This is a genomic window from Candidatus Accumulibacter sp. ACC012, from assembly GCF_907163155.1.
GTDB lineage: Bacteria > Pseudomonadota > Gammaproteobacteria > Burkholderiales > Rhodocyclaceae > Accumulibacter > Accumulibacter delftensis.
The window spans coordinates 213,075-238,716 of sequence record NZ_CAJQUC010000003.1; the positions used below are offsets into that span (position 1 = coordinate 213,075).

The following is a 25,642-nucleotide window of genomic DNA, read 5'->3' on the forward strand; positions in this document are numbered from 1 at the left end:
CGACGTCCACGGTAAGGAGTGATGCGATGGGTTTCTTCCTGGAAACATTGATCGGTGGCCTGATGGCCGGCATGCTCTATTCGCTGGTGGCGCTCGGCTTCGTGCTGATTTTCAAGGCATCCGGCGTTTTCAACTTCGCGCAGGGGGCGATGGTCTTGTTTGCCGCTCTGGCCATGGCCCGTTTTGCGGAGTGGATTCCGGGCTGGTTCGGCCTTGAGGGTTCGTACCTGGGAACCGCCGCAGCCTTCGTCGTCGCCGGGGCCTTGATGTTCGTCGTCGCCTGGTTGATCGAACGCCTGGTCTTGCGCCACCTGGTCAATCAGGAGGGCGCGACGCTGCTGATGGCTACGCTGGGCATTGCCTATGTTCTCGAAGGCGTCGGCAGCAGCCTTTTCGGCAGCAGCATCTATACGATCGACGTCGGCATGCCCAAGGATCCGGTGTTTCTCTTCGAAGGGACTTTCGCAGGCGGCCTGCTGATCAACAAGGAGGATTTCATCGCCGCCTCGATCGCCGCCGTCCTGGTCGGCCTGCTAACCCTTTTCTTCCAGAAGACGACCACCGGGAGGGCCCTGCGGGCGGTGGCCGACGACCATCAGGCGGCACAATCGATCGGCATTCCATTGAACCGCATCTGGGTGATCGTCTGGTGCGTCGCCGGTCTGGTTGCCCTGGTCGCCGGTGTGATCTGGGGTTCGAAACTCGGGGTCCAGTTCTCGTTGTCGACGGTGGCCCTGCGGGCGCTGCCGGTGGTCATTCTGGGCGGCCTGACTTCGGTTCCCGGCGCCATCATCGGCGGATTGATCATCGGTGTCGGCGAGAAACTCTCCGAGGTCTACATCGGGCCGATGGTTGGCGGCGGCATCGAGATCTGGTTTGCCTACGTACTGGCTCTGCTCTTTCTGCTGGTCAGGCCGCAAGGCCTGTTCGGTGAAAAGATCATAGACCGCGTCTAATCGGGGAGCAGGCAAGTGCTATATAGAGAAAACGGTCAGTTCAAGACTTCTTACGCCGCCGATCAGCAGATTTTTCCGATCACCCAGGACCGCTGGGCGATCATCGGCATCCTGGTGTTCGCGTTTGTTGCCGTTCCGCTGCTGGTCGATGAGTACATGTTCCGCGCCATCCTCATCCCCTTTGTAATCCTGTCGCTGGCCGCGCTCGGGGTCAATATCCTGGTCGGCTTCTGCGGGCAGATTACGCTCGGTGCCGGCGCCTTCATGGCCGTCGGGGCGTACGCGGCGTACAACTTCCACATTCGTGTCGAAGGCATGCCCTTGCTCATGTCTCTGCTGCTTGGCGGCCTGACTTCCGCCGCCGTGGGCATCGTCTTCGGGATTCCGAGTTTGCGCGTGCGCGGCCTCTATCTGGCGGTTGCCACCCTGGCGGCGCAGTTTTTCACCGACTGGGTTTTTCTGCGCGTTCCCTGGTTTACGGACAATGCCTCATCGGGCTCGGTTTCGGTTTCCAACCTGCAGGTGATGGGCTGGCAGATCAACAACCCGCTCAACAAGTATCTATTTTGCCTGGCGATCCTGACTGTCTTCGCACTGATGGCAAAGAACATGACGCGTAGCGCCATCGGTCGGCAGTGGATGGCGATCCGTGACATGGATGTGGCTGCCGAAGTGATCGGAATTCGGCCGCTGTTTGCCAAGCTCTCGGCATTCGCCGTCAGTTCCTTCTTCGTCGGCACGGCCGGCGCGCTGTGGGGTTTTGTACACCTCGCCTCGTGGGAGCCGGCCGCCTTCTCGGTCGATCGTTCGTTCCAGTTGCTGTTCATGGTCATTATTGGTGGCCTGGGTTCGATCATGGGCAGTTTCTTCGGCGCGGCATTCATCGTCGTTCTTCCGATCGCGCTGAATCAGCTGCTGCCGGCGATCGGGGACCTGGTCGGTGTCGAAATATCGACCGCTGGCATCTCGCACGCCGAGTTGATCATCTTCGGCGGCCTGATCGTCTTCTTCCTGATCAAGGAGCCGCACGGCATAGCGCGCCTGTGGTCGACCGGCAAGGAAAAGCTGCGGCTCTGGCCATTCCCACACTGAGGCGCGGGTAGCGGGCCGCTTCACATTTGTAATGGAGTTTGTCGCAGGCGCAGGTGTTGTTGCAGGGGTATCGCCATTTCAATAAGAGGAGACACGAATGAACTTAAGCAAGCTCGTACTTACTGCTTCGCTGGGGGCCATCGCCCTGTCGTCGCTGGCGACCGCGCCGGCGGTGGCGCAGCAGGCCAAGGAACAGTACTTTCCGGTCCTGGTTTACCGTACCGGCGCCTACGCTCCAAACGGCGCTCCCTGGGCCAACGGTTATGTTGATTACCTGAAGCTGGTCAATGCGCAGGGCGGTATCAACGGCGTCAAGCTCATTTTCGAGGAGTGTGAGACGGGTTACGCCACCGACCGCGGCGTCGAGTGCTACGAGCGCCTGAAAGCCAAGCACGGCGGTGCGACGACCTTCCAGCCCCTGTCGACCGGCGTTACCTTTGCGCTGACCGAAAAGGCACCGAAAGACAAGATCCCGTTGATCACCGCCGGTTACGGCCGTAGCGAATCAACAAACGGCGCGGTCTTTACCTGGAACTTCCCCTTGCTTGGCACCTACTGGGTTGGCGCTGACGTTGCCATCCAGTACATCGCCAAGAAGGAAGGCGGCGTTGACAAGCTGAAAGGCAAGAAAATCGCTCTGGTGTATCACGACAGTCCGTACGGCAAGGAACCGATTCCGGTCCTTGAGGAATTGGGCAAGAAGCATGCTTTCCAGGTGCAACTGCTGCCCGTGGCACACCCCGGCGTCGAGCAGAAAGCAACCTGGCTGCAGATCCGGCAGAGCAAGCCCGACTACGTTCTGCTCTGGGGCTGGGGGGTGATGAATTCGACCGCTCTTCGTGAGGCGCAGGCGACCGGCTATCCGCGCAACAAGATGCTGGGCATCTGGTGGGCGGGTGCCGAACCCGATGTCAAAGACGTTGGTGAAGGGGCTAAAGGCTATAGCGCGCTGACCTTGCAGCATGGCGCCGAGCACAATTCCAAGATCGCCAAGGACGTTCTTGCTGCCTTGCACGCCAAGGGTGAGGGGACCGGACCAAAAGAGGAGGTCGGCGACGTGCTCTATATGCGTGGCCTGATTTCGGCGATGCTCGCTGTCGAAGGGGTTCGCAAGGCGCAGGAGCGCTACGGCAAGGGTAAGGTGATGACTGGCGAGCAGGTGCGTTGGGGTCTCGAGCATCTCGATCTCGACCAGAAAAAGCTCGATGCCATGGGCTTTGCCGGCGTGATGCGTCCGGTGCAGACTTCCTGCCTGGACCATATGGGATCGTCGTGGGTACGCATTCAGACCTGGAACGGCAAAAAGTGGGAGTTCGTTTCCCCAGACTGGTATCAGGCCGACGACAAGACTTTGCGTCCGATGGTCATGCTCGCCTCCGGCAAGTACGCGGAAGAGAAGAACCTGACGCCGCGCACGCCAGAGGAGTGCAACAAGTAATTCCCCGGCGGACTCGTCACCGCGAGTCCTTTGTCAGCCCTTCCGCTTGCGGGAGGGCGGCCCGCTGAGCGAAGAGACGCCATGAGCACTGCCAACATCCTTCTCCGAGTCAATAGTATCGAGGTCATCTACAACCACGTGATCCTGGTTCTCAAGGGCGTTTCCTTCAGCGTTCCCGAAGGCGGCATCGTGGCGCTTCTCGGCGGCAACGGTGCTGGCAAGACGACGACCCTGCGCGCGGTCAGCAATCTGCTGCACGGCGAGCGCGGCGAAGTCACCAAAGGAACGATCGAGTTGCGCGACGAGCGCATCGAGGCGCTGACGCCGGCCGACCTCGTTAAACGCGGTGTCATTCAGGTGATGGAGGGGCGGCACTGCTTTGGCCATCTGAGCATCGAGGAAAACCTGCTCACTGGGGCCTACACGCGCCGTGATGGCAAGGCGGCTATCAACGAGACGCTGGAAAAGGTCTATTCGTATTTTCCCCGCCTGAAGACGCGCCGCAGCAGCCAGGCGGCCTACACCTCGGGTGGCGAACAACAGATGTGCGCCGTCGGCCGGGCGCTGATGGCCAAGCCAAGCATGGTGCTGCTCGACGAGCCATCAATGGGTCTGGCGCCGCAGATCGTCGATGAGGTGTTCGGCATCGTCAAGGATCTCAATCAGAAGGAGGGCGTGACCTTCCTGCTCGCGGAGCAGAACACCAATATGGCGCTGCGCTACGCAGACTTTGGCTACATCCTCGAAAACGGCCGCGTGGTGATGGAGGGTGCAGCCAAGGAGCTCGCTGCCAACGAAGACGTCAAGGAGTTCTACCTCGGGCTGTCGTCGGCCGGGCGCAAGAGCTTCAAAGACGTCAAGCACTATCGTCGTCGCAAGCGCTGGCTTTCCTGAACCGCCCGTGGCCTGCCACGTGGCGCTGTCTGCTTCGGCGGCGGCATGGCGGGCTGTCTTCACTGTTTGCTGCGAATTTTCTTATCGTGTGAGTGACAAGCCATGGATTACTACGATTCTCTCGAAACGCGCTCGCCGGCCGAGCGCGAAGCCTGGCTGATGGGACGCCTGTCGCAGCAGCTTGAGCATGCCCAGAGGAAGTCAGCGTACTGGCGCCAGCTGTTTGCTGGCCTTGCCGCCGACAGCATCGATTCACGCGCCGCACTGGCAACACTGCCGGTGACGCGCAAGAGCGAGCTCGGCGAACTGCAACGCGCGGCACCGCCTTTCGGTGGTCTGCCGGTGACGCCAATGGCCGGCTTGTCACGGGTTTTTGCTTCGCCGGGTCCGATCTATGACCCCGAGGGCCGTGGCCAGGACTGGTGGCGTTTCGCGCGCGTTCTCTTTGCCACCGGGTTCCGGGCCGGCGATCTGGTGCACAACACTTTCTCCTACCATTTCACGCCGGCCGGCTTCATGCTCGAAGGCGCGGCGCAGAAGCTCGGTTGTCCGGTTTTTCCTGCCGGCGTCGGCCAGACCGATATGCAGGTGCAGGCGATTGCCGACCTCAAGCCGGCGGCCTACGTCGGCACGCCTTCGTTTCTGCGCATCATTCTCGACAAAGCCGACGAATTAGGCGCCGATATCAGCTCATTGGGCAAGGCGGTCGTTTCGGGCGAAGCCTTGCCGCCGACGCTGCGCAAGCTGCTCAACGCGCGCGGCATTGTGGTGCGCCAGGCCTATGCGTCTGCCGATCTGGGCCTGATTGCCTATGAGACGCCGAGTGAGGAGGGGCTGGTCGTCGAGGAAGAGGTGCTGCTCGAAATCGTTCGTCCCGGTACCGGCGATCCGGTGGCCGAAGGGGAGGTCGGCGAAGTGGTGGTGACCAGTTTCAATCCGGATTACCCGCTGATTCGCTTTGCTACCGGCGATCTTTCGGCCTTTCTGCCGGGAACCAGCCCCTGCGGCAGGACCAATGTGCGCATCAGGGGCTGGCTGGGGCGCGCGGATCAGACGACCAAGGTCAAGGGGATGTTCGTACACCCTTCGCAGGTCGCGGCGCTTGTCGCGCGACACGGCGAAATTGGTCGCGCCCGGCTGGTGGTCGACAATGCCGGCGGTCAGGATCGAATGACCTTGTACTGCGAGGTCGCGCAGCCCTCGGACGCACTGCAGGCGGCGGTGGTGGCCAGCATTCGTGAGCTCACCAAGCTGCGTGCTGAGGTAGCCTTCCAGGCTGCGGGTGCCTTGGCCAACGACGGCAAGGTGATCGAAGACCTGCGCCGCTACGAATGAGGCGTGTACTGGCCGTCGTTGCCGGTTCATTGCTGGCCGCGGCGCTGCTCGCTGACGACGCTGCGCCGGCGGCAAGCGCTTTCTCTGCTGCGTCCGCCGGGCCGCAGCTTGGTGACTGCGTGATCTTCAGTGAGGGCGGCGCCGGCCGGCTGCTGAAGGCACCGACCTATTGGCTGAAAGGCTCGATCGCCGCGCTTTCCCGCCAGCGGTGGCAGCTTGATCGCTGTCCACACATCGGCAAACCCGCTGCCGCCCATACCGTAGCCGACCACGCGCGCCTGGCAGCCGCGATGCCTTGCGTCGAGCCGGCTTCCGTGAGCGTTGTGGACACGCTGCCCCGGGAGGTCGAGGTGACGCGCGTGCAGGTGCTGGTCGCCGAATGGGAAACGCCGTGGTCGCATCAGCACGGCACGACAGGATGGCTGTTCCGCGGTCAGTTCCTGGAGCAGACCCTGCGGAAGGGGGCGCTGATCGACATGGATGCGGCCTGGCTCGAGGGCTGCGAGGGCGAGCGATGAGTGGCGCACCGCTGCGCGGGGTGCGTGTTCTTGATCTTAGCCGTCTGCTTCCCGGGCCAGTAGCGAGCTTGCATCTGGCCGACCTGGGCGCCGATGTTATCAAGATCGAAGATCACGGGCCTGGCGACTACGCGCGCTTGCTCGGCGAGGGTCCGGCGGGTGTCAGTGCTTTCTATCGCAGCGTCAACCGCAACAAGCGCGGTCTACGCCTCGACCTCAAGCAAGAACAGGGGCAGGCAGTCTTGCTGCGTCTGGCGACTACTGCCGACGTGCTGGTCGAGAGTTTCCGGCCCGGGGTCAGCGACCGGCTCGGCATCGGCTATCCGGCGCTGCGCTCGATCAACCCCAAGCTGGTCTATTGCGCGATCACCGGTTATGGCCAGAGTGGACCGCTGGCGATGGCCGCCGGGCACGATCTCAACTACATTGGCCTGGCCGGTGTCCTCGATCAGATTGGTGTCGATGGGGGGCCGCCAGCGATCCCCAATCTGCAGATGGGCGACTTGTTGGGCGGCGCGATGAGCGCCGTTATGGGTATTCTCGCGGCCTTGTTCGATGCTCAGCGCAGTGGCCAGGGTCGCCTGGTCGACGTGGCGATGAGCGACGCGGTTCTGGCACACAACCTTTTTCCGCTGTTCGCGATGCAGAGTGCTGGCGGCCTGCCCGAGCGCGGGCGCGATCTGCTTACCGGAGCTGACCCTGGCTATGGGGTGTACGCCACAGCGGATAGTCGCTACATGGCTGTCGCGCCGCTCGAGAAGAAGTTCTGGGACGTCTTCTGTGCGGCACTGGAACGTCCTGACTGGAAGCCCCTGCACGCTGTGCGCGGCGCGACCGCGCTTGCCTTGCGCGCGGAAATAGAGACCCTCTTTGCGAGTCGCACACAGGCCGACTGGAGCAACTTCTTTGCCGACATCGATTGCTGCGTGACGCCGGTACTCGCGGTGGCGGAGGCTCTCGAGCATGCGCAGTTTGTTGCGCGTCAGATGGTGGTGCACGCTGACGGGGTTGTCCAGTACGCGCCGCCGGTAAAGCTCTCGGGCTGGGTTTTTGCGGTCGAGCGCGCCGCGCCCGCTGCCGGCGAGCACGGCGAGGAGATCCTGCGCGAGGCGGGGTTTGCGGAGAGTGAGATCACCGCGATGCGCGCGGCGTCGATCATCTGACGCCGCGGCCCGGCCGGCACGTGCTGCCCGGCTTTTTTCCGCTTAGGGTTTCTTCGCCTCGTCGTCGCTTTGCCCAGCCTGTTGCGCGGCGGCCGCAGCCTGCTTCATCTGTTCCTGCATCTGCTGCATCATGGTCCAGGGCCACATCGCCGCTTGCTTGAGGGCGTCAGCGCCGCCTGCCGCACCGAGCAGTCCCGGCTGCGCGTCATCGCTTCCGCCAGCGGCACCAGGCGTGAAATTGGCTCCCATCTGGCCCATTGCGCGCACAGCGTTGAGCGTCACACATTGCATTTCGAGGCCCTGGATTGTCATTTGCAGCATCGACAAATTCATTTTCAGCCAGCTCTCGACCGCTTTAAGATCCCTGACCTTTTTCTCGATTTCCTCAACGTCCAGCGTCGGGGTGATCATGCCCGGCAAGGAAAAGCCCATATTGCCAAACATTTTTTTTGCGAAGCTCATCGGATCGCTTAGAGAATCGTTACTGGACATTTTTTTCGGCTCCGGTGGTGATGGAATCGGTCATGTTAGCAAAGTTTCACCGTCTCTGGGGTGGGGTGCCGATTGTTGCGAATCGCTGCTTGCTGGCAACCGTAGCGGCCGAGCTCGGTGTGCGCATGAAGCGTCGCCCCGGCGCGCTCACAGGCGGTAGCAGAAAAGTTGCGTATGGCACGCGTCGTCGACTTCGATGACCTGCTCGGCGGCGACATCGGGCACCGCGAAGCTGTTACTGATGAACAGCGTTCCGGGGCGCATTTCCCGCTGCGCCTTCTCCCAGAGGGCGGCCATCGGAACCGGCGAGAGGAAGGCATAGACGACGTCGTAGGCGCTCAGTTCGGTGCGCCAGAGGTCACCCCAACGCCAGTCGCAGTTGGCTAGCCCGGCCATGCGCAGGCGTCCGCAGGCCCAGGCCGCTGGGGCATTCTCGACGCCGGTGAAGTGCGCATCGGGCCGCTGCCGGGCGAGCGGACCGAGTACGCTGCCGACGCCGGCGCCAAGGTCGAGAAAGCGCATCTCGGGGAGCTCGCGGGTCAACGTGGCGAGGGCTGCCGCGGTGGTGGCGTTGGACAGGAAGAGCGGTATCTGGCCACCTAATGCGCCGCGATAGACGAGTAGCAGCACGAAGAACAGCAGTAGGTACCAGCCCGGGTCAATGCCGATCATCGAAGCCGACCACGCCAGCGGTACGAAGAGCGTGTGGATTAGCCGCCACCACCAGGCCTGACGCGTGAGAGTGGCGAAAAGCAGTGCGGTGGCGCCTATGGCCAGAGCGGTTTGTGGCCACGGCAGCGGCTCGTTGCGCAGTCCGTAGTATGGCCAGGCCAGTGACAGCACGGCGAGCGTCGCGGCGAGTTGCAGGGCCAGTTGACGAAGTTGCGAGCCAAAGACGGGCGGCACGGCGTCAGTGGATTCGGGTGCGGGTGAAGACAAGCTCTTGCTCCGGAGGATTGGGCGCTGCGGTGGAATGTCGGCAGGGCTGCATGAGCGCATGGCCCGCGCTGCCGGCCTGCTGGCTCAGCTGGCCGTGCCGGGTGGCAGAACCTTGCCTGGGTTGAGCAGATTCGTCGGGTCCAGGGCTGTCTTGATGGCGCGCATTACGGCGATCGCCTCTGCGCCGTGTTCGCGCACCATGAATCGGGTCTTGCCGATGCCGATGCCGTGCTCGCCGGTGCAGGTTCCCGACATCGCCAGCGCCCGCTCGACGAGGCGTTCGTTGATCCATTCGGCGGCGTGCATGTCGGCCGCGCTGGTAGGGTCCACCAGCACCACCAGGTGAAAGTTGCCGTCGCCAACATGGCCAAAAAGGGCGATCGGGATCGACACCAGGGAGATGTCTTCGTTGGTCGCCTGGATGCACTCGGCGAGCCGGGAAATCGGCACGCAGACGTCGGTCGGCAAGGCGCGGCAACCTGGTTTGAGCTGCAGGCACGCGAAATAGGCGTCGTGGCGGGCCTGCCACAGGCGCGAACGGTCCTCGTTGTGCGTCGCCCAGGCGAACTCCTGGCCGCCGAAACCGCCGGCAATCCCCTGCACGATCTGCGCTTGTTCGCTGACCGCCGCCGGGCTGCCATGGAATTCGAAGAACAGTGTCGGTAGCTCGCGCAGCGTGGTATGGCTGTGGCGGTTGACTGCCGAAATGGTCAGCGCATCGAGCAGTTCGATGCGCGCCATGGGCACGCCCAACTGGATGGTCTCGATCACCGTGTCTACCGCTGCCTCGACATCAGGAAAGGCGCAGACTGCCGCCGACATGGCCTCGGGGATCGGATGCAGCTTGACGGTCAGCTCGGTGATGATGCCCAGAGTCCCCTCGGAACCGATCAGTAGGCGCGTCAGGTCGTAACCGGCCGACGACTTTCGCGCCCGGCCGCCGGTCTTGATGATTTTCCCGTCGGCCAGGACCACCGTCATGCCCAGGACATTGTCGCGCATGGTGCCGTAGCGCACGGCGTTGGTTCCCGAGGCGCGTGTTGCGGCCATGCCGCCGAGCGAGGCATCTGCACCTGGGTCAATGGGAAAGAATAGCCCGCTGCCCTTCAGGGATGCGTTCAGCTGCAGGCGCGTGACGCCGGCTTCGACCGTGGCGTCGAGATCTTCGTTATGCGTGGCCAGGATGCGGTTCATCCCGGCAAGATCGATGGTGATGCCGCCGTGAATCGCCAGGACATGTCCTTCGACCGAACTACCAACGCCATAGGGGATGATGGGCACCTGCTGCCGATGGCATAGCCTGACCACGTCCGCAACTTCTTGCGTGCTGCGGGCAAAGAAAACAGCATCGGGCGGAGCCGCTTCGTGTACCGACTCATCCCGTCCGTGCTGCATGCGAATCGACTCGCCCTGCGAGAAACGCGAGCCGAAGTGGTCTTTCAGGGTCGCCACGAGATCCTCAGCGAGAGGCGGGTGCTTGGGTAAAGGACTGTTCAGTGAGGGGCTCATCGCGCCAGGAGGATCCTTTTTTTCGTGCTACGGAAAGGGACGCAAGCGATTTTACGCCCTTGAGTACGCGAAAGTGTCAAAAGAGCTGTACGCGGCCTTTGCTTCTCGTCTATAATCTTGCGCTGCTCGAAAAACAATTTGACAGTTATTTTCCCAGGTGCCAGAATCCTGGGTTCTGAGCTGGAGGGATACCCAAGTGGCCAACGGGATCAGACTGTAAATCTGACGGCTCTGCCTTCGAAGGTTCGAATCCTTCTCCCTCCACCAAAATGCCGCTGTTGGCGGTCTTGTTTTAGCGTGCTTCGGGTAATGGTTTTGCGGGTGTAGCTCAATGGTAGAGCTGAAGCCTTCCAAGCTTATGACGAGGGTTCGATTCCCTTCACCCGCTCCACGTTGGCGTTGTGACCGCAGAACAGCTTCAGGCATCGCGCACACCGCCCATGTAGCTCAGCGGTAGAGCACTCCCTTGGTAAGGGAGAGGTCGACAGTTCAATTCTGTCCATGGGCACCACTGTTTGGTGCCGTAGATTCACTAATTTTAACGTCTTGAGGTACCGGTAATGGCCAAGGGAAAATTTGAACGTACGAAGCCGCACGTCAACGTTGGCACGATTGGGCACGTTGACCACGGCAAGACAACGCTGACGGCGGCGATCACGACCATTCTGTCGAAGAAGTATGGCGGTACCGCCAAAGCCTACGACCAGATCGATGCGGCGCCGGAAGAGAAGGCGCGCGGGATCACGATCAATACCGCGCACGTCGAGTACGAGACGGCAAAGCGCCACTACGCGCACGTCGATTGCCCGGGTCACGCTGACTACGTGAAGAACATGATCACCGGTGCCGCGCAGATGGACGGCGCGATTCTGGTGTGCTCGGCCGCTGACGGTCCGATGCCGCAGACGCGTGAGCACATTCTGTTGGCCCGCCAGGTGGGCGTACCGTACATCATTGTCTATCTGAACAAGTGCGACATGGTTGATGATGCCGAGCTGCTCGAGCTGGTGGATATGGAAGTGCGCGAGCTGCTTTCCAAGTACGATTTCCCGGGCGACGACGTGCCGATCATCCAGGGTTCTGCCCTAAAGGCCCTTGAGGGTGACCTCGGCGAGCTGGGTGAGCTGTCGGTGCTGGCGCTGGCGGATGCGCTGGATAGCTACATTCCGACCCCCGAGCGCGCGATCGACAAGCCGTTCCTGCTGCCGATCGAAGACGTTTTCTCGATCTCCGGTCGCGGTACGGTAGTTACCGGTCGTGTCGAGCGCGGCATCGTCAAGGTGGGTGAAGAAGTCGAGATTGTTGGTATCCGGCCGACGGTGAAGACCATCTGCACCGGCGTCGAGATGTTCCGCAAGCTGCTCGACGAAGGTCGGGCGGGCGACAACGTTGGTGTTCTGCTGCGCGGCGTCAAGCGTGAAGACGTCGAGCGCGGTCAGGTGCTGGCCAAGCCCGGTTCGATCAAGCCGCACACCCACTTCTCGGGTGAGGTGTATGTCTTGTCGAAAGAAGAGGGTGGTCGTCACACGCCGTTCTTCAATAACTATCGCCCGCAGTTCTACTTCCGCACGACGGATGTGACCGGTGCCATCTCGATGCCTGAAGGTGTTGAAATGGTGATGCCTGGTGACAACATCCAGATGACGGTCAAGCTGATTGCGCCGATCGCCATGGAAGAAGGCCTGCGCTTCGCTATTCGCGAAGGTGGCCGTACCGTCGGTGCCGGCGTGGTTGCAAAAATCATCGAGTAGGTTCAAGAAAGACGGGGGTCGCTGCATTGTGGGCGCCCCTAGTCTCTGCCGCAGGGGCATAGCTCAACTGGCAGAGCGTCGGTCTCCAAAACCGAAGGTTGGGGGTTCGATTCCCTCTGCCCCTGCCAATAAGTAATCAAAGAAGTAAGCAAAGCGGACCACATGGCCGATAAGTTAAAGTTTGCGTTGGCGGTATTGCTGCTCGTCGCCGGTATCGCTGGCTTCTACCTGCTCGCCGAGCAGGCGATGATCCTGCGTGTTCTTGCTGTCTTGGGCGGAGCGGCGCTGGCCGTCGCCGTCGCCTGGCAGACCGAGCCGGGGCGTCAGTTTTTCGGCTTTGCCAAGGATGCGACCACCGAAGCGAAAAAGGTAGTCTGGCCGTCGCGCAAGGAAACCGTCCAGACCACCGGTCTGGTGTTCGCGTTTGTAGTGGTGATGGCGGTCTTTCTCTGGTTGACCGACAAGGGTCTGGAGTGGGTTCTCTACGATCTGGTTCTTGGCTGGAGACAATCATGAGTATGCGTTGGTACGTCGTGCACGCCTATTCAGGCTTCGAGAAGAGTGTGCAGCGCGCGCTGCTCGAGCGCATTCAGCGGCAGGAGATGGAGTATGCCTTCGGCCAGATTCTGGTGCCGGTCGAGGAGGTTGTCGAGCTCAAGATGGGTCAGAAGAGCATTTCCGAGCGAAAATTTTTCCCCGGCTATGTGCTGGTCGAAATGGAAATGAATGACGACTCCTGGCACCTCGTCAAGAGTACGCCAAAGGTCACCGGTTTTGTCGGAGGCACGGCCAACAAGCCGACGCCGATCTCCCAGAAGGAGGTCGACAAGATCATGCAGCAGATCCAGGAGGGCGTTGAGAAGCCGCGTCCGAAAGTCCTTTTCGAACCGGGCGAGATTGTCCGCGTCAAGGACGGTCCTTTTACCGATTTTCATGGTGCGGTCGAGCAGGTGAACTACGAGAAAAATCGTCTGCGTGTGTCGGTGACCATCTTCGGTCGCCCGACGCCGGTCGAGTTGGAGTTCGCTCAAGTCGAGAAAGCCTGATCCAGAAAGTGGGTTGCGGTGCGTGGCAGTCGTGGCGCACCGCAGTAGTGCGGCTCCCGGGCCGCGTTTGTCGTTTGGGGAGCGCCGTCACGAGCGCGTTTGAACCCGTCTATAGGAGATTCCTAGCGTGGCAAAAAAAATCACAGGTTACATCAAATTGCAGGTACCTGCGGGCAAGGCGAATCCGTCGCCCCCGATCGGTCCGGCGCTCGGCCAGCGTGGCCTGAATATCATGGAGTTCTGCAAGGCATTTAATGCCCAGACGCAGGGCATGGAGCCGGGTCTGCCGATTCCGGTGGTGATCACCGCCTTCGCCGACAAGAGCTTCACCTTCATCATGAAGACGCCGCCGGCGACCGTTTTGATCAAGAAGGCCATTGGCCTCCAGAAGGGTAGCCCGAAGCCGCTGACGAACAAGGTCGGCACGCTGACCCGTGCGCAGTGCGAAGCTATTGCGACACAGAAAATGCCCGACCTGACGGCGGCTGACATGGATGCAGCAGTTCGTACGATCGCCGGCAGTGCCCGCGCGATGGGCGTTACCGTGGAGGGGTTTTGAGATGGCGAAGCTAAGCAAGCGTCAAAAAGTTTTTACGGGCAAGGTCGATCGCACAAACAGCCTGGCAGTCGGTGAGGCGCTGAAACTGGCCAAGGAATTTGCTACAGCCAAGTTCGACGAGTCGATTGATGTCGCCGTCTGTCTGGGCGTCGATCCTCGCAAGTCGGATCAGATCGTTCGCGGTTCGGTCGTTTTGCCGGCCGGTACGGGTAAGACGATCCGCGTTGCCGTGTTCGCCCAGGGTGAGAAGGCTGCGGCGGCTCTCGAGGCGGGCGCAGACATCGTCGGTTTCGAAGATTTGGCCGCCGAGATCAAGGCCGGGGTGATGAACTTTGATCGCGTGATTGCCACGCCGGATGCGATGCGCGTCGTTGGTCAGCTGGGTCAGATTCTCGGGCCGCGCGGGCTGATGCCAAACCCGAAAGTCGGGACGGTGACCATGGATGTGGCGACCGCGGTCAGGAATGCCAAGGCCGGGCAGGTACAGTATCGCACCGACAAGTCCGGGATCATCCACAGCACCATCGGGCGTGCATCGTTTGACGTTGACCGCTTGTTGGTCAACCTGAAGGCGCTGATCGATGCGCTGATCAAGGCCAAGCCGGCAAGCTCCAGGGGGCAGTATCTGCTGCGCATTGCCGTCTCCAGCACCATGGGGCCCGGGGTTCGCGTCGATGCGTCCACCCTGTAGGTAGAGAATACGGGATAGCAATAATCGTAGTGCCGCAGTAGGCCACGTCGTGACCTGCTGCGGCCAGAAACTTTGTTGGGCCGTTTGCGGTGCCTGCCTTGCTGGTGCCGTTGATGGATCGTCAAAGACCGCAGGTGCCGAAGGTTTTTGCCAGAGGTTTAAGTGTGCAAGCAGCCTGCAGAGATGGTGTGCCCAGAAAAGGATTTCGCAGCGAACGGCTCTGGCCGTCGCTGCAAGCCCTGATCCAAGGTCGCCGTGGGTGCGGCGCATCCTGATGGATGTGCCGTCTGTTGACTTGATAGGAGGAAGGGCCTGTGGGTCTTAATCTTGATGAAAAGAAAGCTGTCGTGGCCGAAGTTTCGGCCAAGGTGGCTGGCGCACAGACGATAGTCGTGGCCGAGTACACCGGCTTGCAGGTGGCTCATCTGACGCGTTTGCGTGCACAGGCACGTGCTGCCGGTGTTTATCTGCGCGTACTGAAAAACACTCTGGTGCGTCGGGCAGTGCAGGGTAGCCCATTCGCCGAGTTGTCCGGGCAGCTGACGGGGCCGCTGATTTACAGCGTCTCGGAGGATCCGGTCGCCGCGGCCAAAGTGCTGTACGACTTCGCAAAGACCAATGACAAGCTGGTCGTGAAAGCTGGCAGCTACGCTGGCGAGCTTCTCGACGTCGCTGGGGTGCAAAGACTCGCTGCAATTCCGAGTCGCGAGGAATTGCTCGCCCAGTTGCTGGGCATGATGCAGGCGCCCGTGACTGGCTTTGCCTGCGCACTCGCCGCCTTGGCCAAACAACGTGAAGAGCCGGAGGCGGAGGCGGTCGCCTGACCGCAGACCGCAGACCGCACTGTCAGCTTTTACAAATATTCAGATTTTGGAGTTTATTGATTATGGCGATTAGCAAAGAAGACATCCTGGAAGCCGTTGGTGCAATGACGGTAATGGACCTGAACGACCTGGTGAAGGCGTTTGAAGAGAAGTTTGGCGTCTCGGCCGCCTCCATGGCCGTCGCTGCACCTGGCGCAGCTGCGGCGGTGGTTGAGGAGCAGACCGAGTTTACGGTCATGCTCATGGCTAGCGGCGAGAAGAAGGTAGAGACCATCAAGGTCGTCCGTGCGGCAACCGGTCTCGGCCTCAAGGAGGCCAAGGACCTCGTTGATGGCGCACCGAAGGCGGTCAAGGAAGGCATCTCCAAAGCCGACGCCGCCGCTCTTGTCAAGCTTCTTGAGGATGCGGGAGCGAAGGTCGAGGTCAAGTAATTCCGACCGAGCGCTTGGGCTGGCAGCCTTTCGGCTGTCAGCCCTTTTGTGCTTTTCCGGAAACGGCTTTGCGTCGTGGACGCACTGCTGTGCAGCGTGCAAACGCAATAATGAGTAGTGCAAACCGGTCGACTACGCAAGTAATCGTCGCTGTGCTAATCATATTGCTTTTGTCCGTTGCGGACTGGCGGGTCTTGCGACTTTCGCCGGTGCGCACTAGAGGTTTTGCCGTCTGAGTTCGGAGCGACCATGAACTACTCCTACACCGAGAAAAAGCGTATCCGCAAGAGCTTCGCCAAGCGCGCCAGCGTGCTTGAAGTGCCGTACTTGCTGGCTACCCAGTTGGAGTCTTTTTCTGCTTTCCTGCAGAAGACGACACCCGTAGCACAACGCAAGAACCAGGGTTTGCAGGCTGCGTTTTCCTCTATTTTCCCGATTGTCAGCCATAGCGGGAATGCGCGTCTGGAGTTCGTCAGCTTTGCGCTTTCGGAGCCGGCGTTCGACGTCAAGGAGTGCCACCAGCGTGGCCTGACTTTCGCCTCGGCCCTGCGCGCTAAGGTTCGCCTGGTCATTCTCGACCGCGAGACTCCCGACACGATCAAGGAAGTCAAGGAGCAGGAAGTCTACATGGGTGAAATTCCCTTGATGACCTCCACGGGCTCCTTCGTCATCAACGGCACCGAGCGCGTGATCGTCTCGCAGCTGCACCGTTCGCCGGGGGTCTTCTTCGAGCACGACCGGGGCAAGACACACAGTTCGGGGAAGCTGCTCTTTTCGGCGCGGGTCATTCCTTATCGCGGCTCATGGCTCGATTTCGAGTTCGACCCCAAGGACCTCCTCTTCTTCCGCGTCGACCGGCGGCGCAAGATGCCGGTTACCACCTTGCTGAAGGCCATCGGACTGTCGCCGCAGATGATTCTGCGCGAGTTCTTCGACTTCGACACTTTCATTCTCGGCAAGAGCGTCATCGAATTCGCGCTGGTTCCCGAGCGCTTGCGCGGTGAGGTCGCACGCTTCGACTTCAACGATCCCTCAGGGACGCTGATTATCGCCAAAGACAAGCGCATTACTGCCAAGCACATCCGCGAACTCGATGCTGCCGGAATCAAGCAGGTTGCCGTTCCGGATGACTTCCTGATCGGACGCGTCGTCGCCGAGGATGTCATCGACCAGAGTAGCGGCGAGATTCTGGCGACTGCCAACGACGAGATCACCGAGTCCCTGCTGGCGAAACTCGTCGAGTCCGGTGTCGAGTCGCTGCATACCCTGTATATCAACGACCTCGATCGCGGCGGTTTCATTTCGCAGACCCTGCGCGTTGACGATACGCAATCCAGGCAGGCCGCTCGTGTGGCCATCTACCGCATGATGCGTCCCGGCGAACCGCCAACGGAAGAAGCGGTTGAAATCCTTTTCAACGGCTTGTTCTACTCGGACGACCGTTACGACCTGTCAGCCGTCGGACGCATGAAGTTCAACCGCCGAGTGGCCCGCAAAGATGTCGTCGAATACAAGATCATGCTCAAGCATGTACCTTCCAAGCGCGAGGGCCTGGTCACTCTGCTCAAGGAGGCGATCGGTGAAACGGCACCAGGCATCGCGCTTCTTGGTGAGTTGAACCACGGGCCGCGAGCGGTCGCCGAAAACATGACCGAAGCCGATGCGCGGGCATTGTTCGAGCAGCTGAAAGCCGAGGGTGCCAGTGGCGAAGCACGCGAGCAGTTGACTCTGTCGCCACGGGACATCGTTGAGGTCATCAAGCTGCTGGTCGAGTTGCGCAATGGTCGCGGCGAAGTGGATGACATCGACCATCTCGGCAATCGCCGTGTTCGCTCGGTCGGTGAGTTGGCCGAGAATCAATTCCGGGCTGGCCTGGTCCGTGTCGAGCGCGCGGTCAAGGAACGTTTGTCGCAGGCTGAGTCGGACAATCTGATGCCGCACGATCTGATCAACGCCAAACCGATCAGTGCTGCAGTGCGGGAGTTTTTCGGTTCCAGCCAGCTTTCGCAATTCATGGATCAGACCAATCCGCTGTCCGAGATTACCCATAAGCGCCGTGTTTCGGCCCTGGGCCCGGGCGGCCTGACACGCGAGCGTGCGGGCTTCGAAGTGCGCGACGTGCATCCCACGCATTACGGCCGCGTCTGTCCGATCGAAACGCCGGAAGGTCCGAACATCGGCCTGATCAATTCGCTGGCGCTGTATGCGCGGACCAACGAGTACGGCTTTCTCGAAACACCCTACCGCACAGTGGTCAACGGCCGGGTGACCGATCAGATCGAGTACCTCTCGGCGATCGAAGAAGGTGCGTATGTCATCGCTCAGGCCAACTCCGAGCTTGGTGAGGCAGGCGTGCTCAGCGACGATCTGGTCACCTGTCGCGAGAAAGGTGAAACGATTCTTGCCGAACCGGCGCGTGTGCAGTACATGGACGTTGCGCCAAGCCAGATCGTTTCGGTCGCCGCTTCGCTGATTCCCTTCCTCGAGCACGACGACGCCAACCGCGCCTTGATGGGCGCCAACATGCAGCGCCAGGCGGTGCCTTGTCTGCGTCCGGAAAAGCCGTTGGTCGGTACCGGCATCGAGCGCACGGTCGCTGTGGACTCGGGTACTGCCGTGCAGGCGCTGCGCGGCGGGGTGGTCGATTATGTCGATGCCTCGCGGGTTGTGGTGCGCGTCAACGACAACGAGACCGGGCCGGGCGAAGTGGGTGTCGATATCTACAACCTGGTGAAATATATCCGTTCCAACCAGAACACAAACATTAACCAACGGCCGCTGGTGCGCGTCGGTGACGTGATCGCCAGGGGCGACGTGGTCGCCGATGGGGCGTCGACCGACAAGGGTGAGCTGGCGCTCGGTCAGAATATGCTGGTCGCCTTTATGCCGTGGAACGGCTACAACTTCGAGGACTCCATCCTGATCTCGGAGCGGGTCGTTGCCGAGGATCGTTTTACTTCGATCCACATCGAGGAACTGACGGTCGTGGCGCGGGACACCAAGTTGGGGCCCGAGGAAATTACCCGCGACATCGCGTCGCTCGGCGAGTCGCAACTGGCGCGCCTCGACGAATCGGGGATCGTCTATATCGGCGCCGAGGTCGAGGCCGGCGACGTGCTGGTCGGTAAAGTGACGCCGAAAGGCGAGACGCAGCTGACCCCCGAAGAGAAGTTGTTGCGGGCGATTTTTGGTGAAAAAGCGTCCGACGTCAAAGACACTTCGCTGCGTGTTCAGTCGGGAATCGCCGGCACGGTAATCGATGTGCAGGTGTTTACTCGCGAGGGTATCGAGCGCGACAAGCGTGCGCAGTCGATCATCGACGATCATCTGCGCAGCTACAAGCTGGACCTCGCCGATCAGCTGCGCATCGTTGAGCGCGACGCCTTCGCCCGCGTCGCACGGATGATCATTGGCAAACCGGCCAATGGTGGGCCGAAGCGCTTGGCCAAAGGGGCGGCGGTCACCCAGGAGTACCTCGACGGGATCGAGCCGCATCACTGGTTCGACATCCGCATGGCCGACGAAGAAATCGCGCATCAGCTGGAATCCCTCCGCGATGGCCTTGAGCAGACGCGCAAAGGTTTCGACGTCGCTTTCGAAGAGAAGCGCAAGAAGCTCACCCAGGGCGACGAGCTGCCGCCCGGCGTGCAGAAAATGGTCAAGGTCTACGTCGCCGTCAAGCGGCGCCTGCAGGCGGGCGACAAGATGGCCGGCCGGCACGGCAACAAGGGCGTTGTTTCACGCATCGTTCCGGTCGAAGACATGCCGTATATGGCCGATGGCCACCCGGTCGATATCGTGCTCAACCCGCTCGGCGTCCCATCGCGGATGAACGTTGGACAGATTCTCGAGGTCCACCTGGGGCTGGCTGCCAAAGGCCTGGGTTTCAGAATTGGCGAAATGCTTCGCCGCCAGGCGACGGCAACCGAGGTTCGCGGCTTCCTCGATCAGATCTACAACAGTACGGGCAAGTCCGAGGATCTCGATCAACTGAGCGACGGTGAGATTGTCGAAATGGCCGGCAACCTGGAAAAGGGCGTGCCTTTCGCGACGCCGGTTTTCGATGGCGCCAAGGAATCCGAGATCAAGGGCATGCTGGCGCTCGCCGGAATGCCCGAATCAGGGCAGATGACCTTGTATGACGGCCGCACGGGTGAGCGTTTCGAGCGCCAGGTGACGGTTGGCTACATGCACGTCTTGAAGCTCCACCACCTGGTCGACGACAAGATGCACGCGCGTTCGACCGGCCCGTACTCGCTGGTCACCCAGCAGCCGTTGGGGGGTAAAGCCCAGTTTGGTGGCCAGCGTTTCGGCGAGATGGAAGTCTGGGCGCTCGAAGCCTATGGTGCTTCGTACGTGCTGCAGGAAATGCTGACCGTCAAGTCTGACGATGTGAATGGCAGGACCAAGGTGTACGAGAACATCGTCAAGGGTGATCACAAGATCGAGGCCGGTATGCCCGAATCTTTCAACGTACTGGTCAAGGAAATCCGTTCGCTGGCGATTGACATCGATCTCGAACGTTTCTGATTGTTTGCCGAGGGGTGAGCGTTGCGGTCGGTCTACCGGTCGACCGCGCGCCGCCCCTGACACCCCCACTCCTAACTGGAGCAAAAGATGAAAGCACTGCTTGATTTGTTTAGGCAGGTGACGCAGGAAGAGCAGTTCGACGCGATCACCATTGGTCTCGCTTCGCCGGACAAGATTCGCTCCTGGTCCTATGGTGAAGTGAAGAAACCCGAGACGATCAACTATCGTACCTTCAAGCCGGAACGCGATGGTCTGTTCTGCGCCAAGATCTTTGGCCCGATCAAGGACTACGAGTGCCTTTGCGGCAAGTACAAGCGGCTCAAGCATCGTGGCGTGATCTGCGAGAAATGCGGCGTCGAAGTGACGCTGGCCAAGGTTCGCCGTGAGCGTATGGCGCACATCGATCTGGCCAGCCCGGTGGCCCATATCTGGTTCCTGAAGAGCCTGCCAAGCCGTCTTGGCATGGTGCTCGACATGACCTTGCGTGACATCGAACGGGTGCTCTACTTCGAAGCCTTCGTGGTCTACGATCCGGGCATGACGCCGCTGGCACGTGCGCAGCTGTTGACCGAGGACGACTATCTGGCCAAAGTCGAAGAGTACGGCGACGACTTCGACGCGGCGATGGGTGCCGAAGGCATCCGCGAACTGCTGCGTTCGATCGATCTGGCCCGTGAAGTCGAAACCCTGCGCTCCGAACTCGAGACGACGACCTCCGAAACCAAGAGCAAGAAGTTCTCCAAGCGCCTGAAAATTCTTGAGGGCTTCCAGAAATCGGGGATCAAGCCCGAGTGGATGGTGCTCGAAGTGTTGCCGGTCCTGCCACCCGATCTGCGTCCGCTGGTGCCGCTGGACGGCGGCCGCTTTGCGACCTCCGACCTCAATGATCTCTATCGCCGCGTCATCAACCGCAACAATCGTCTGAAGCGCCTGCTCGAACTCAAGGCTCCGGAAATCATCGTTCGCAATGAAAAGCGGATGCTCCAGGAGGCTGTCGACTCGCTGCTCGACAACGGTCGCCGCGGCAAGGCGATGACCGGTGCCAACAAGCGTCCGCTGAAGTCGCTGGCCGACATGATCAAGGGTAAGGGCGGTCGTTTCCGCCAGAACCTGCTTGGCAAGCGCGTCGACTACTCGGGTCGTTCGGTCATCGTCGTCGGTCCGCAACTCAAGCTGCACCAGTGCGGGCTGCCGAAACTCATGGCCCTGGAGCTGTTCAAGCCGTTCATTTTCAACCGTCTGGAAGGCATGGGTCTGGCGACCACCATCAAGCAGGCGAAGAAGATGGTCGAGACGCAGGAATCGGTCGTCTGGGACATCCTGGAAGAAGTCATCCGCGAACATCCGATCATGCTCAACCGGGCGCCGACGCTGCACCGTCTGGGCATTCAGGCTTTTGAGCCGACGCTGATCGAGGGCAAGGCGATCCAGCTGCATCCTCTGGTTTGTGCGGCCTTCAACGCCGACTTCGACGGTGACCAGATGGCCGTGCATGTGCCGCTGTCCCTCGAGGCGCAGATGGAAGCGCGGACCCTGATGCTGGCCTCGAACAATGTCCTGTCGCCAGCCAACGGCGAGCCGATCATTGTTCCTTCGCAGGATATCGTTCTCGGTCTCTACTACGCCACTCGCGAGTGCGTCAATGCCAAGGGCGAGGGGATGATTTTCCCTGATCTCGCCGAAGTGACGCGCGCCATGCAGGCCGGCCAACTCGACCTGCACGCGCGTGTCTCGGTGCGCATTTCCGAGTACGAGAGTGACGGCGAGAATGGCTGGCAGGAGAAGGTCACGCGCTACAAGACGACCGCCGGGCGTGCCCTGCTTTCCGAGATCCTGCCGAAAGGGCTGCCCTTCAGCCTGATCGACAAGCCGCTCAAGAAGAAGGAAATCTCGAAGCTGATCAACGCCGCGTTCCGCCGCTGCGGTCTCAAGGAAACCGTCGTCTTTGCCGACAAGTTGATGCAGAACGGCTATCGCCTGGCGACCCGGGCGGGTATTTCGATTTGCTCGGACGACATGCTGGTGCCAGCGCAAAAGCGCGAAATCATTGCCGCGGCCGACGACGAGGTCAAGGAAATCGAGAACCAGTACACCAACGGTCTGGTCACCAACGGCGAGCGCTACAACAAGGTCGTCGATATCTGGGGGCGTACCGGTGATCAGGTGGCCAAGGTGATGATGGATCAACTCGGTCACGAGGAAGTCGTTAATCGCCACGGTGTGAAGGAAAGGCAGGAGTCGTTCAACTCCATCTTCATGATGGCCGATTCGGGGGCGCGTGGTTCTGCCGCGCAGATTCGCCAGCTGGCCGGCATGCGCGGGCTGATGGCAAAACCGGACGGCTCGATCATAGAAACGCCGATTACCACGAATTTCCGCGAAGGTCTGAACGTCCTCCAGTACTTCATCTCGACGCACGGCGCTCGCAAGGGTCTTGCCGATACGGCCTTGAAGACCGCCAACTCGGGCTACTTGACGCGTCGGCTGGTCGACGTGACGCAGGACCTGGTGGTCATCGAGGATGATTGCGGAACGAGCAACGGCGTTACTCGGAAAGCACTGATCGAAGGCGGTGAGGTCATCGAGGCCATCCGCGAGCGCATTCTTGGCCGCGTTACGGCGGCCGACGTGATTGACCCCGATTCACAAGAGACCCTCATCGAGCAGGGAACGCTGATCTCCGAGGATCACTGCGATCTGATCGACCGCTTGGGAATCGACGAAGTCAAGGTACGTACGCCGTTGACCTGTGATACCCGCTATGGTCTGTGCGCCATGTGTTATGGGCGTGACCTCGGCCGCGGTTCGCCGGTCAACGTTGGCGAGGCGGTCGGAGTCATGGCCGCGCAATCGATTGGCGAGCCGGGAACGCAGCTCACCATGCGCACTTTTCACGTTGGTGGCGCAGCATCGCGCGCTGCGGTGGCGAGTCACGTCGAGACGCACAGCGCCGGTGTGGTGCGTTTTACCTCGACCATGCGCTATGTCACCAGCGCCAAGGGCGAGAAGATCGTCATCACCCGTTCCGGCGAGGTTTTGATTACCGACGATAGTGGTCGCGAACGTGAAAAGCATAAAGTTCCTTACGGGGCGACCTTGCGCGTCGTCGACGGTGAGGCGGTCAAGGCAGGTATTCGCCTGGCAACCTGGGATCCGCACACGCGGCCGATCATCGCCGAATACTCGGGTCTGGTGAAGTTCGAGAACGTCGACGAAGGCGTCACCGTCGCCAAGCAGATTGACGAGGTGACCGGTCTGTCTACCCTGGTGGTCATCGATCCCAAGCGCGGTGGAAAGGTGCCCAGCAAAGGGCTGCGCCCGCAGGTCAGGTTGTTCGAACCGGGCGGGGAAGAGGTCAAGATGCACGGCAGCGATCAAGCGGTGACCATCACTTTCCAGGTTGGCGCAATCATCAATGTCGCCGACGGACAGACCATTTCGGTGGGCGACGTGCTGGCGCGACTTCCCCAGGAATCGGCAAAGACCCGGGACATTACCGGTGGCTTGCCGCGCGTGGCGGAATTGTTCGAAGCGCGGACGCCGAAGGATGCCGGTATGCTGGCCGAGTTCACCGGCACCATGTCCTTCGGCAAGGACACCAAGGGCAAGCAGCGCCTGGTGATTACCGATCTTGACGGCGAAACTCACGAGTACCTGATCCTGAAGGACAAGCATGTCCTAGTTCATGATGGGCAGGTGGTGAACAAGGGCGAGTCGATTGTCGATGGTGCGCCAGACCCCCACGACATTCTTCGTTTGCTGGGCGTCGAGGCATTGGCGGTCTACATCACTGACGAGGTTCAGGACGTGTACCGCCTGCAAGGTGTCAAGATCAACGACAAGCACATCGAAGTGATCGTTCGCCAGATGCTGCGCCGGGTGAATGTGGTGGATGCCGGTGACAGCAAGTTTATCAAGGGCGAGCAGGTCGAGCGCGCACATCTCCTCGATGAGAACGACTTGATTGTCGCCGAAGGCAAGCTGCCGGCGATCTACGAACACGTGTTGCTGGGGATTACCAAAGCCTCGCTGTCCACTGATTCCTTCATTTCGGCAGCGTCGTTCCAGGAAACGACGCGTGTCTTGACCGAGGCGGCGATCATGGGCAAGCGTGACGAGCTGCGCGGCCTGAAGGAGAACGTCATCGTCGGTCGCCTGATCCCCGCGGGCACCGGTCTTGCCTATCACAACACGCGCAAGAAGAATCTCGCCGGCGAAGATGTGGCTGCCGGAGTCGGTTTGCTCGACGCCGAGCCTGCAGCCACTGAGGAGAGTGCCGAGGACGAACCGATTGCTTGACTTGGCGCGTGATAGACCATAGAATCGCCGGTCTTTGTCGCCGACCATGTCTAGTGTGTCGGCTGGTCACTGAAATCGCCAAGGCGGCCTTCCCGGTCCGCCTTGGTTTTTTGCAGACGTCATGTGGTCTTCATGAGCGTCTCTGCACTGAATAGAAGGGTAGAAACATGCCAACCATTAACCAGTTGGTGCGCAAGCCTCGCGAGGCCGTCCGTACCAAGAGCAAAGTCCCCGCGCTGGAGAATTGCCCGCAAAAACGGGGAGTATGCACGCGTGTGTACACCACCACGCCGAAGAAGCCGAACTCTGCCTTGCGCAAAGTCTGCAAGGTGCGCTTGACGAATGGCTTCGAGGTTATTTCGTACATCGGTGGCGAGGGGCACAACCTGCAGGAGCACTCGGTGGTGCTGATCCGCGGTGGTCGTGTGAAAGACCTTCCGGGTGTACGTTATCACACCGTTCGTGGCTCGCTGGACACCCAGGGTGTCAAGAAGCGTAAGCAGGGTCGTTCCAAGTACGGGACCAAGCGCCAAAAAGCGGCTTGATTTTCGTCCGAGTAAGGGTCGTTCCCCATGGGCGGCCGGGAGGGCTGGGCGCGTTGCCCGGTTCTTCAACTGAATTGTGACTATGAGAGGTTGTTATGCCCCGTCGTCGTGAAGTACCGAAGCGCGATATTCTGCCGGACCCGAAGTTCGGCAACGTTGATGTGTCGAAGTTTGTCAATACGATCATGATGAGCGGCAAGAAGTCTGTCGCCGAGCGCATTGTCTATGGTGCCTTCGAGCAGATTGTGACCAAGACCGGCAAGGATCCCTTGGAGACCTTTGCCATGGCGCTCGGTAACATCAGGCCGCTGGTCGAAGTCAAGAGTCGCCGTGTCGGCGGCGCCAACTACCAGGTTCCGGTTGAGGTTCGTCCGAGTCGTCGCATGGCGCTGGCTATGCGCTGGTTGCGTGAGTCGGCCCGCAAGCGTTCGGAGAAGTCGATGGGTCAGCGCCTGGCAGCCGAAATCCTGGAGGCCTCCGAGAGTCGCGGCGGCGCTGTCAAGAAGCGTGACGAAATCCACCGCATGGCAGAAGCCAACAAGGCGTTTGCGCACTTCCGCTTCTAGGTCATACCCAAAGCGTTGCCGCCTTGCGGCGACGATCGCTCTTTATTCGTGAAGGTCTATTACT

General features: G+C 60.7%; 21 protein-coding genes and 4 tRNA genes. 22 read left to right on the plus strand and 3 right to left on the minus strand.

The genetic code is table 11. The features are described from left to right. Positions 1–26 precede the first annotated feature (26 nt). The 7 genes from QZ648_RS04360 to QZ648_RS04390 all read left to right on the plus strand — a co-directional run bounded on the left by QZ648_RS04360 (position 27) and on the right by QZ648_RS04390 (position 7,396). Positions 27–956: a branched-chain amino acid ABC transporter permease gene (locus QZ648_RS04360; RefSeq protein WP_169066506.1), complete on the plus strand. Its 930-nt coding sequence runs from the start codon at positions 27–29 to the stop codon at positions 954–956. Between the two features lie 15 nt (positions 957–971). Then, entirely contained in the window at positions 972–2,048 is a 1,077-nt protein-coding gene (locus QZ648_RS04365; protein ID WP_291996217.1) for a branched-chain amino acid ABC transporter permease, read from the plus strand. Between the two features lie 97 nt (positions 2,049–2,145). Further along, positions 2,146–3,486, plus strand: a complete 1,341-nt coding sequence (locus tag QZ648_RS04370) for an ABC transporter substrate-binding protein (protein WP_291996218.1) — start codon at positions 2,146–2,148, stop codon at positions 3,484–3,486. Between the two features lie 81 nt (positions 3,487–3,567). After that, a complete protein-coding gene (locus QZ648_RS04375; RefSeq protein WP_291996219.1) occupies positions 3,568–4,380 on the plus strand; it encodes an ABC transporter ATP-binding protein in 813 nt (270 codons plus the stop codon). Between the two features lie 102 nt (positions 4,381–4,482). Then, a complete protein-coding gene (locus tag QZ648_RS04380; RefSeq protein ID WP_291996220.1) occupies positions 4,483–5,715 on the plus strand; it encodes an AMP-binding protein in 1,233 nt (410 codons plus the stop codon). After that, positions 5,712–6,233, plus strand: a complete 522-nt coding sequence (locus QZ648_RS04385; RefSeq protein WP_291996221.1) for a hypothetical protein — start codon at positions 5,712–5,714, stop codon at positions 6,231–6,233. The genes QZ648_RS04380 and QZ648_RS04385 overlap by 4 nt, the downstream gene beginning before the upstream one ends. After that, positions 6,230–7,396, plus strand: a complete 1,167-nt coding sequence (locus tag QZ648_RS04390) for a CaiB/BaiF CoA-transferase family protein (protein WP_169066512.1) — start codon at positions 6,230–6,232, stop codon at positions 7,394–7,396. The genes QZ648_RS04385 and QZ648_RS04390 overlap by 4 nt, the downstream gene beginning before the upstream one ends. A 42-nt stretch (positions 7,397–7,438) precedes the next feature. Here QZ648_RS04390 and QZ648_RS04395 read toward each other — a convergent pair whose 3' ends face one another. From QZ648_RS04395 to QZ648_RS04405, 3 genes are all read right to left on the minus strand, one after another. Beyond that, on the minus strand, positions 7,439–7,888 hold the full coding sequence (locus QZ648_RS04395) for a PhaM family polyhydroxyalkanoate granule multifunctional regulatory protein (RefSeq protein ID WP_291996222.1): 450 nt from the start codon (positions 7,886–7,888) through the stop codon (positions 7,439–7,441). 147 nt (positions 7,889–8,035) lie between these two features. Then, complete coding sequence (locus QZ648_RS04400; protein ID WP_291996223.1) at positions 8,036–8,827, minus strand: class I SAM-dependent methyltransferase; 792 nt, start codon at positions 8,825–8,827, stop codon at positions 8,036–8,038. A gap of 84 nt (positions 8,828–8,911) precedes the next feature. Then, positions 8,912–10,336, minus strand: a complete 1,425-nt coding sequence (locus tag QZ648_RS04405; protein ID WP_291996224.1) for an FAD-linked oxidase C-terminal domain-containing protein — start codon at positions 10,334–10,336, stop codon at positions 8,912–8,914. A gap of 182 nt (positions 10,337–10,518) precedes the next feature. On the opposite strand from QZ648_RS04405, the gene QZ648_RS04410 reads away from it, so the two are divergent. The 15 genes from QZ648_RS04410 to rpsG all read left to right on the plus strand — a co-directional run bounded on the left by QZ648_RS04410 (position 10,519) and on the right by rpsG (position 25,578). After that, a tRNA-Tyr gene (locus tag QZ648_RS04410) sits at positions 10,519–10,603 on the plus strand. 50 nt (positions 10,604–10,653) lie between these two features. Continuing rightward, a tRNA-Gly gene (locus QZ648_RS04415) sits at positions 10,654–10,727 on the plus strand. Positions 10,728–10,772: 45 nt separating this feature from the next. Further along, positions 10,773–10,847 (plus strand) — tRNA-Thr (locus tag QZ648_RS04420). A 49-nt stretch (positions 10,848–10,896) separates the two neighbouring features. After that, entirely contained in the window at positions 10,897–12,087 is a 1,191-nt protein-coding gene (gene tuf, locus QZ648_RS04425) for an elongation factor Tu (RefSeq protein ID WP_169066514.1), read from the plus strand. 52 nt (positions 12,088–12,139) lie between these two features. Next, a tRNA-Trp gene (locus QZ648_RS04430) sits at positions 12,140–12,215 on the plus strand. A 34-nt stretch (positions 12,216–12,249) separates the two neighbouring features. Further along, positions 12,250–12,603, plus strand: coding sequence for a preprotein translocase subunit SecE (secE, locus tag QZ648_RS04435; protein ID WP_169067181.1), 354 nt, complete (start codon positions 12,250–12,252; stop codon positions 12,601–12,603). Beyond that, positions 12,600–13,133 (plus strand): transcription termination/antitermination protein NusG, encoded by a 534-nt coding sequence (gene nusG, locus QZ648_RS04440; RefSeq protein ID WP_291996225.1) that lies wholly within the window; start codon positions 12,600–12,602, stop codon positions 13,131–13,133. The genes secE and nusG overlap by 4 nt, the downstream gene beginning before the upstream one ends. A 127-nt stretch (positions 13,134–13,260) precedes the next feature. After that, positions 13,261–13,692, plus strand: coding sequence for a 50S ribosomal protein L11 (gene rplK, locus QZ648_RS04445; protein ID WP_046531769.1), 432 nt, complete (start codon positions 13,261–13,263; stop codon positions 13,690–13,692). Between the two features lies 1 nt (position 13,693). Beyond that, on the plus strand, positions 13,694–14,383 hold the full coding sequence (gene rplA, locus QZ648_RS04450) for a 50S ribosomal protein L1 (RefSeq protein ID WP_169067182.1): 690 nt from the start codon (positions 13,694–13,696) through the stop codon (positions 14,381–14,383). A 314-nt stretch (positions 14,384–14,697) separates the two neighbouring features. After that, the gene (gene rplJ, locus QZ648_RS04455; protein ID WP_291996226.1) at positions 14,698–15,207 is read left to right on the plus strand and encodes a 50S ribosomal protein L10; all 510 of its coding nucleotides are present in this window, start codon (positions 14,698–14,700) and stop codon (positions 15,205–15,207) included. 62 nt (positions 15,208–15,269) lie between these two features. Then, on the plus strand, positions 15,270–15,638 hold the full coding sequence (gene rplL / locus QZ648_RS04460; protein ID WP_169067184.1) for a 50S ribosomal protein L7/L12: 369 nt from the start codon (positions 15,270–15,272) through the stop codon (positions 15,636–15,638). A gap of 249 nt (positions 15,639–15,887) precedes the next feature. Beyond that, on the plus strand, positions 15,888–20,168 hold the full coding sequence (gene rpoB / locus QZ648_RS04465; protein WP_291996227.1) for a DNA-directed RNA polymerase subunit beta: 4,281 nt from the start codon (positions 15,888–15,890) through the stop codon (positions 20,166–20,168). A gap of 87 nt (positions 20,169–20,255) precedes the next feature. Then, complete coding sequence (rpoC, locus tag QZ648_RS04470; RefSeq protein WP_291996228.1) at positions 20,256–24,467, plus strand: DNA-directed RNA polymerase subunit beta'; 4,212 nt, start codon at positions 20,256–20,258, stop codon at positions 24,465–24,467. A 167-nt stretch (positions 24,468–24,634) separates the two neighbouring features. Further along, complete coding sequence (gene rpsL, locus QZ648_RS04475; RefSeq protein ID WP_169067186.1) at positions 24,635–25,012, plus strand: 30S ribosomal protein S12; 378 nt, start codon at positions 24,635–24,637, stop codon at positions 25,010–25,012. A gap of 95 nt (positions 25,013–25,107) precedes the next feature. Next, positions 25,108–25,578 carry a 30S ribosomal protein S7 gene (gene rpsG / locus QZ648_RS04480; RefSeq protein WP_169067187.1) on the plus strand — a complete coding sequence of 157 codons (471 nt, stop codon included), beginning with the start codon at positions 25,108–25,110 and terminating at the stop codon, positions 25,576–25,578. Positions 25,579–25,642 lie beyond the last annotated feature (64 nt).

Coding starts and splice junctions, on each gene's coding strand:
- QZ648_RS04360 (WP_169066506.1), top strand. CDS start 27: ATGGGTTTCTTCCTGGAAACATTGATCGGTGGCCTGATGGCCGGCATG.
- QZ648_RS04370 (WP_291996218.1), top strand. CDS start 2,146: ATGAACTTAAGCAAGCTCGTACTTACTGCTTCGCTGGGGGCCATCGCC.
- QZ648_RS04375 (WP_291996219.1), top strand. CDS start 3,568: ATGAGCACTGCCAACATCCTTCTCCGAGTCAATAGTATCGAGGTCATC.
- QZ648_RS04380 (WP_291996220.1), top strand. CDS start 4,483: ATGGATTACTACGATTCTCTCGAAACGCGCTCGCCGGCCGAGCGCGAA.
- QZ648_RS04385 (WP_291996221.1), top strand. CDS start 5,712: ATGAGGCGTGTACTGGCCGTCGTTGCCGGTTCATTGCTGGCCGCGGCG.
- QZ648_RS04390 (WP_169066512.1), top strand. CDS start 6,230: ATGAGTGGCGCACCGCTGCGCGGGGTGCGTGTTCTTGATCTTAGCCGT.
- QZ648_RS04395 (WP_291996222.1), bottom strand. CDS start 7,888: ATGTCCAGTAACGATTCTCTAAGCGATCCGATGAGCTTCGCAAAAAAA.
- QZ648_RS04405 (WP_291996224.1), bottom strand. CDS start 10,336: ATGAGCCCCTCACTGAACAGTCCTTTACCCAAGCACCCGCCTCTCGCT.
- tuf (WP_169066514.1), top strand. CDS start 10,897: ATGGCCAAGGGAAAATTTGAACGTACGAAGCCGCACGTCAACGTTGGC.
- secE (WP_169067181.1), top strand. CDS start 12,250: ATGGCCGATAAGTTAAAGTTTGCGTTGGCGGTATTGCTGCTCGTCGCC.
- nusG (WP_291996225.1), top strand. CDS start 12,600: ATGAGTATGCGTTGGTACGTCGTGCACGCCTATTCAGGCTTCGAGAAG.
- rplA (WP_169067182.1), top strand. CDS start 13,694: ATGGCGAAGCTAAGCAAGCGTCAAAAAGTTTTTACGGGCAAGGTCGAT.
- rplL (WP_169067184.1), top strand. CDS start 15,270: ATGGCGATTAGCAAAGAAGACATCCTGGAAGCCGTTGGTGCAATGACG.
- rpoB (WP_291996227.1), top strand. CDS start 15,888: ATGAACTACTCCTACACCGAGAAAAAGCGTATCCGCAAGAGCTTCGCC.
- rpoC (WP_291996228.1), top strand. CDS start 20,256: ATGAAAGCACTGCTTGATTTGTTTAGGCAGGTGACGCAGGAAGAGCAG.
- rpsL (WP_169067186.1), top strand. CDS start 24,635: ATGCCAACCATTAACCAGTTGGTGCGCAAGCCTCGCGAGGCCGTCCGT.
- rpsG (WP_169067187.1), top strand. CDS start 25,108: ATGCCCCGTCGTCGTGAAGTACCGAAGCGCGATATTCTGCCGGACCCG.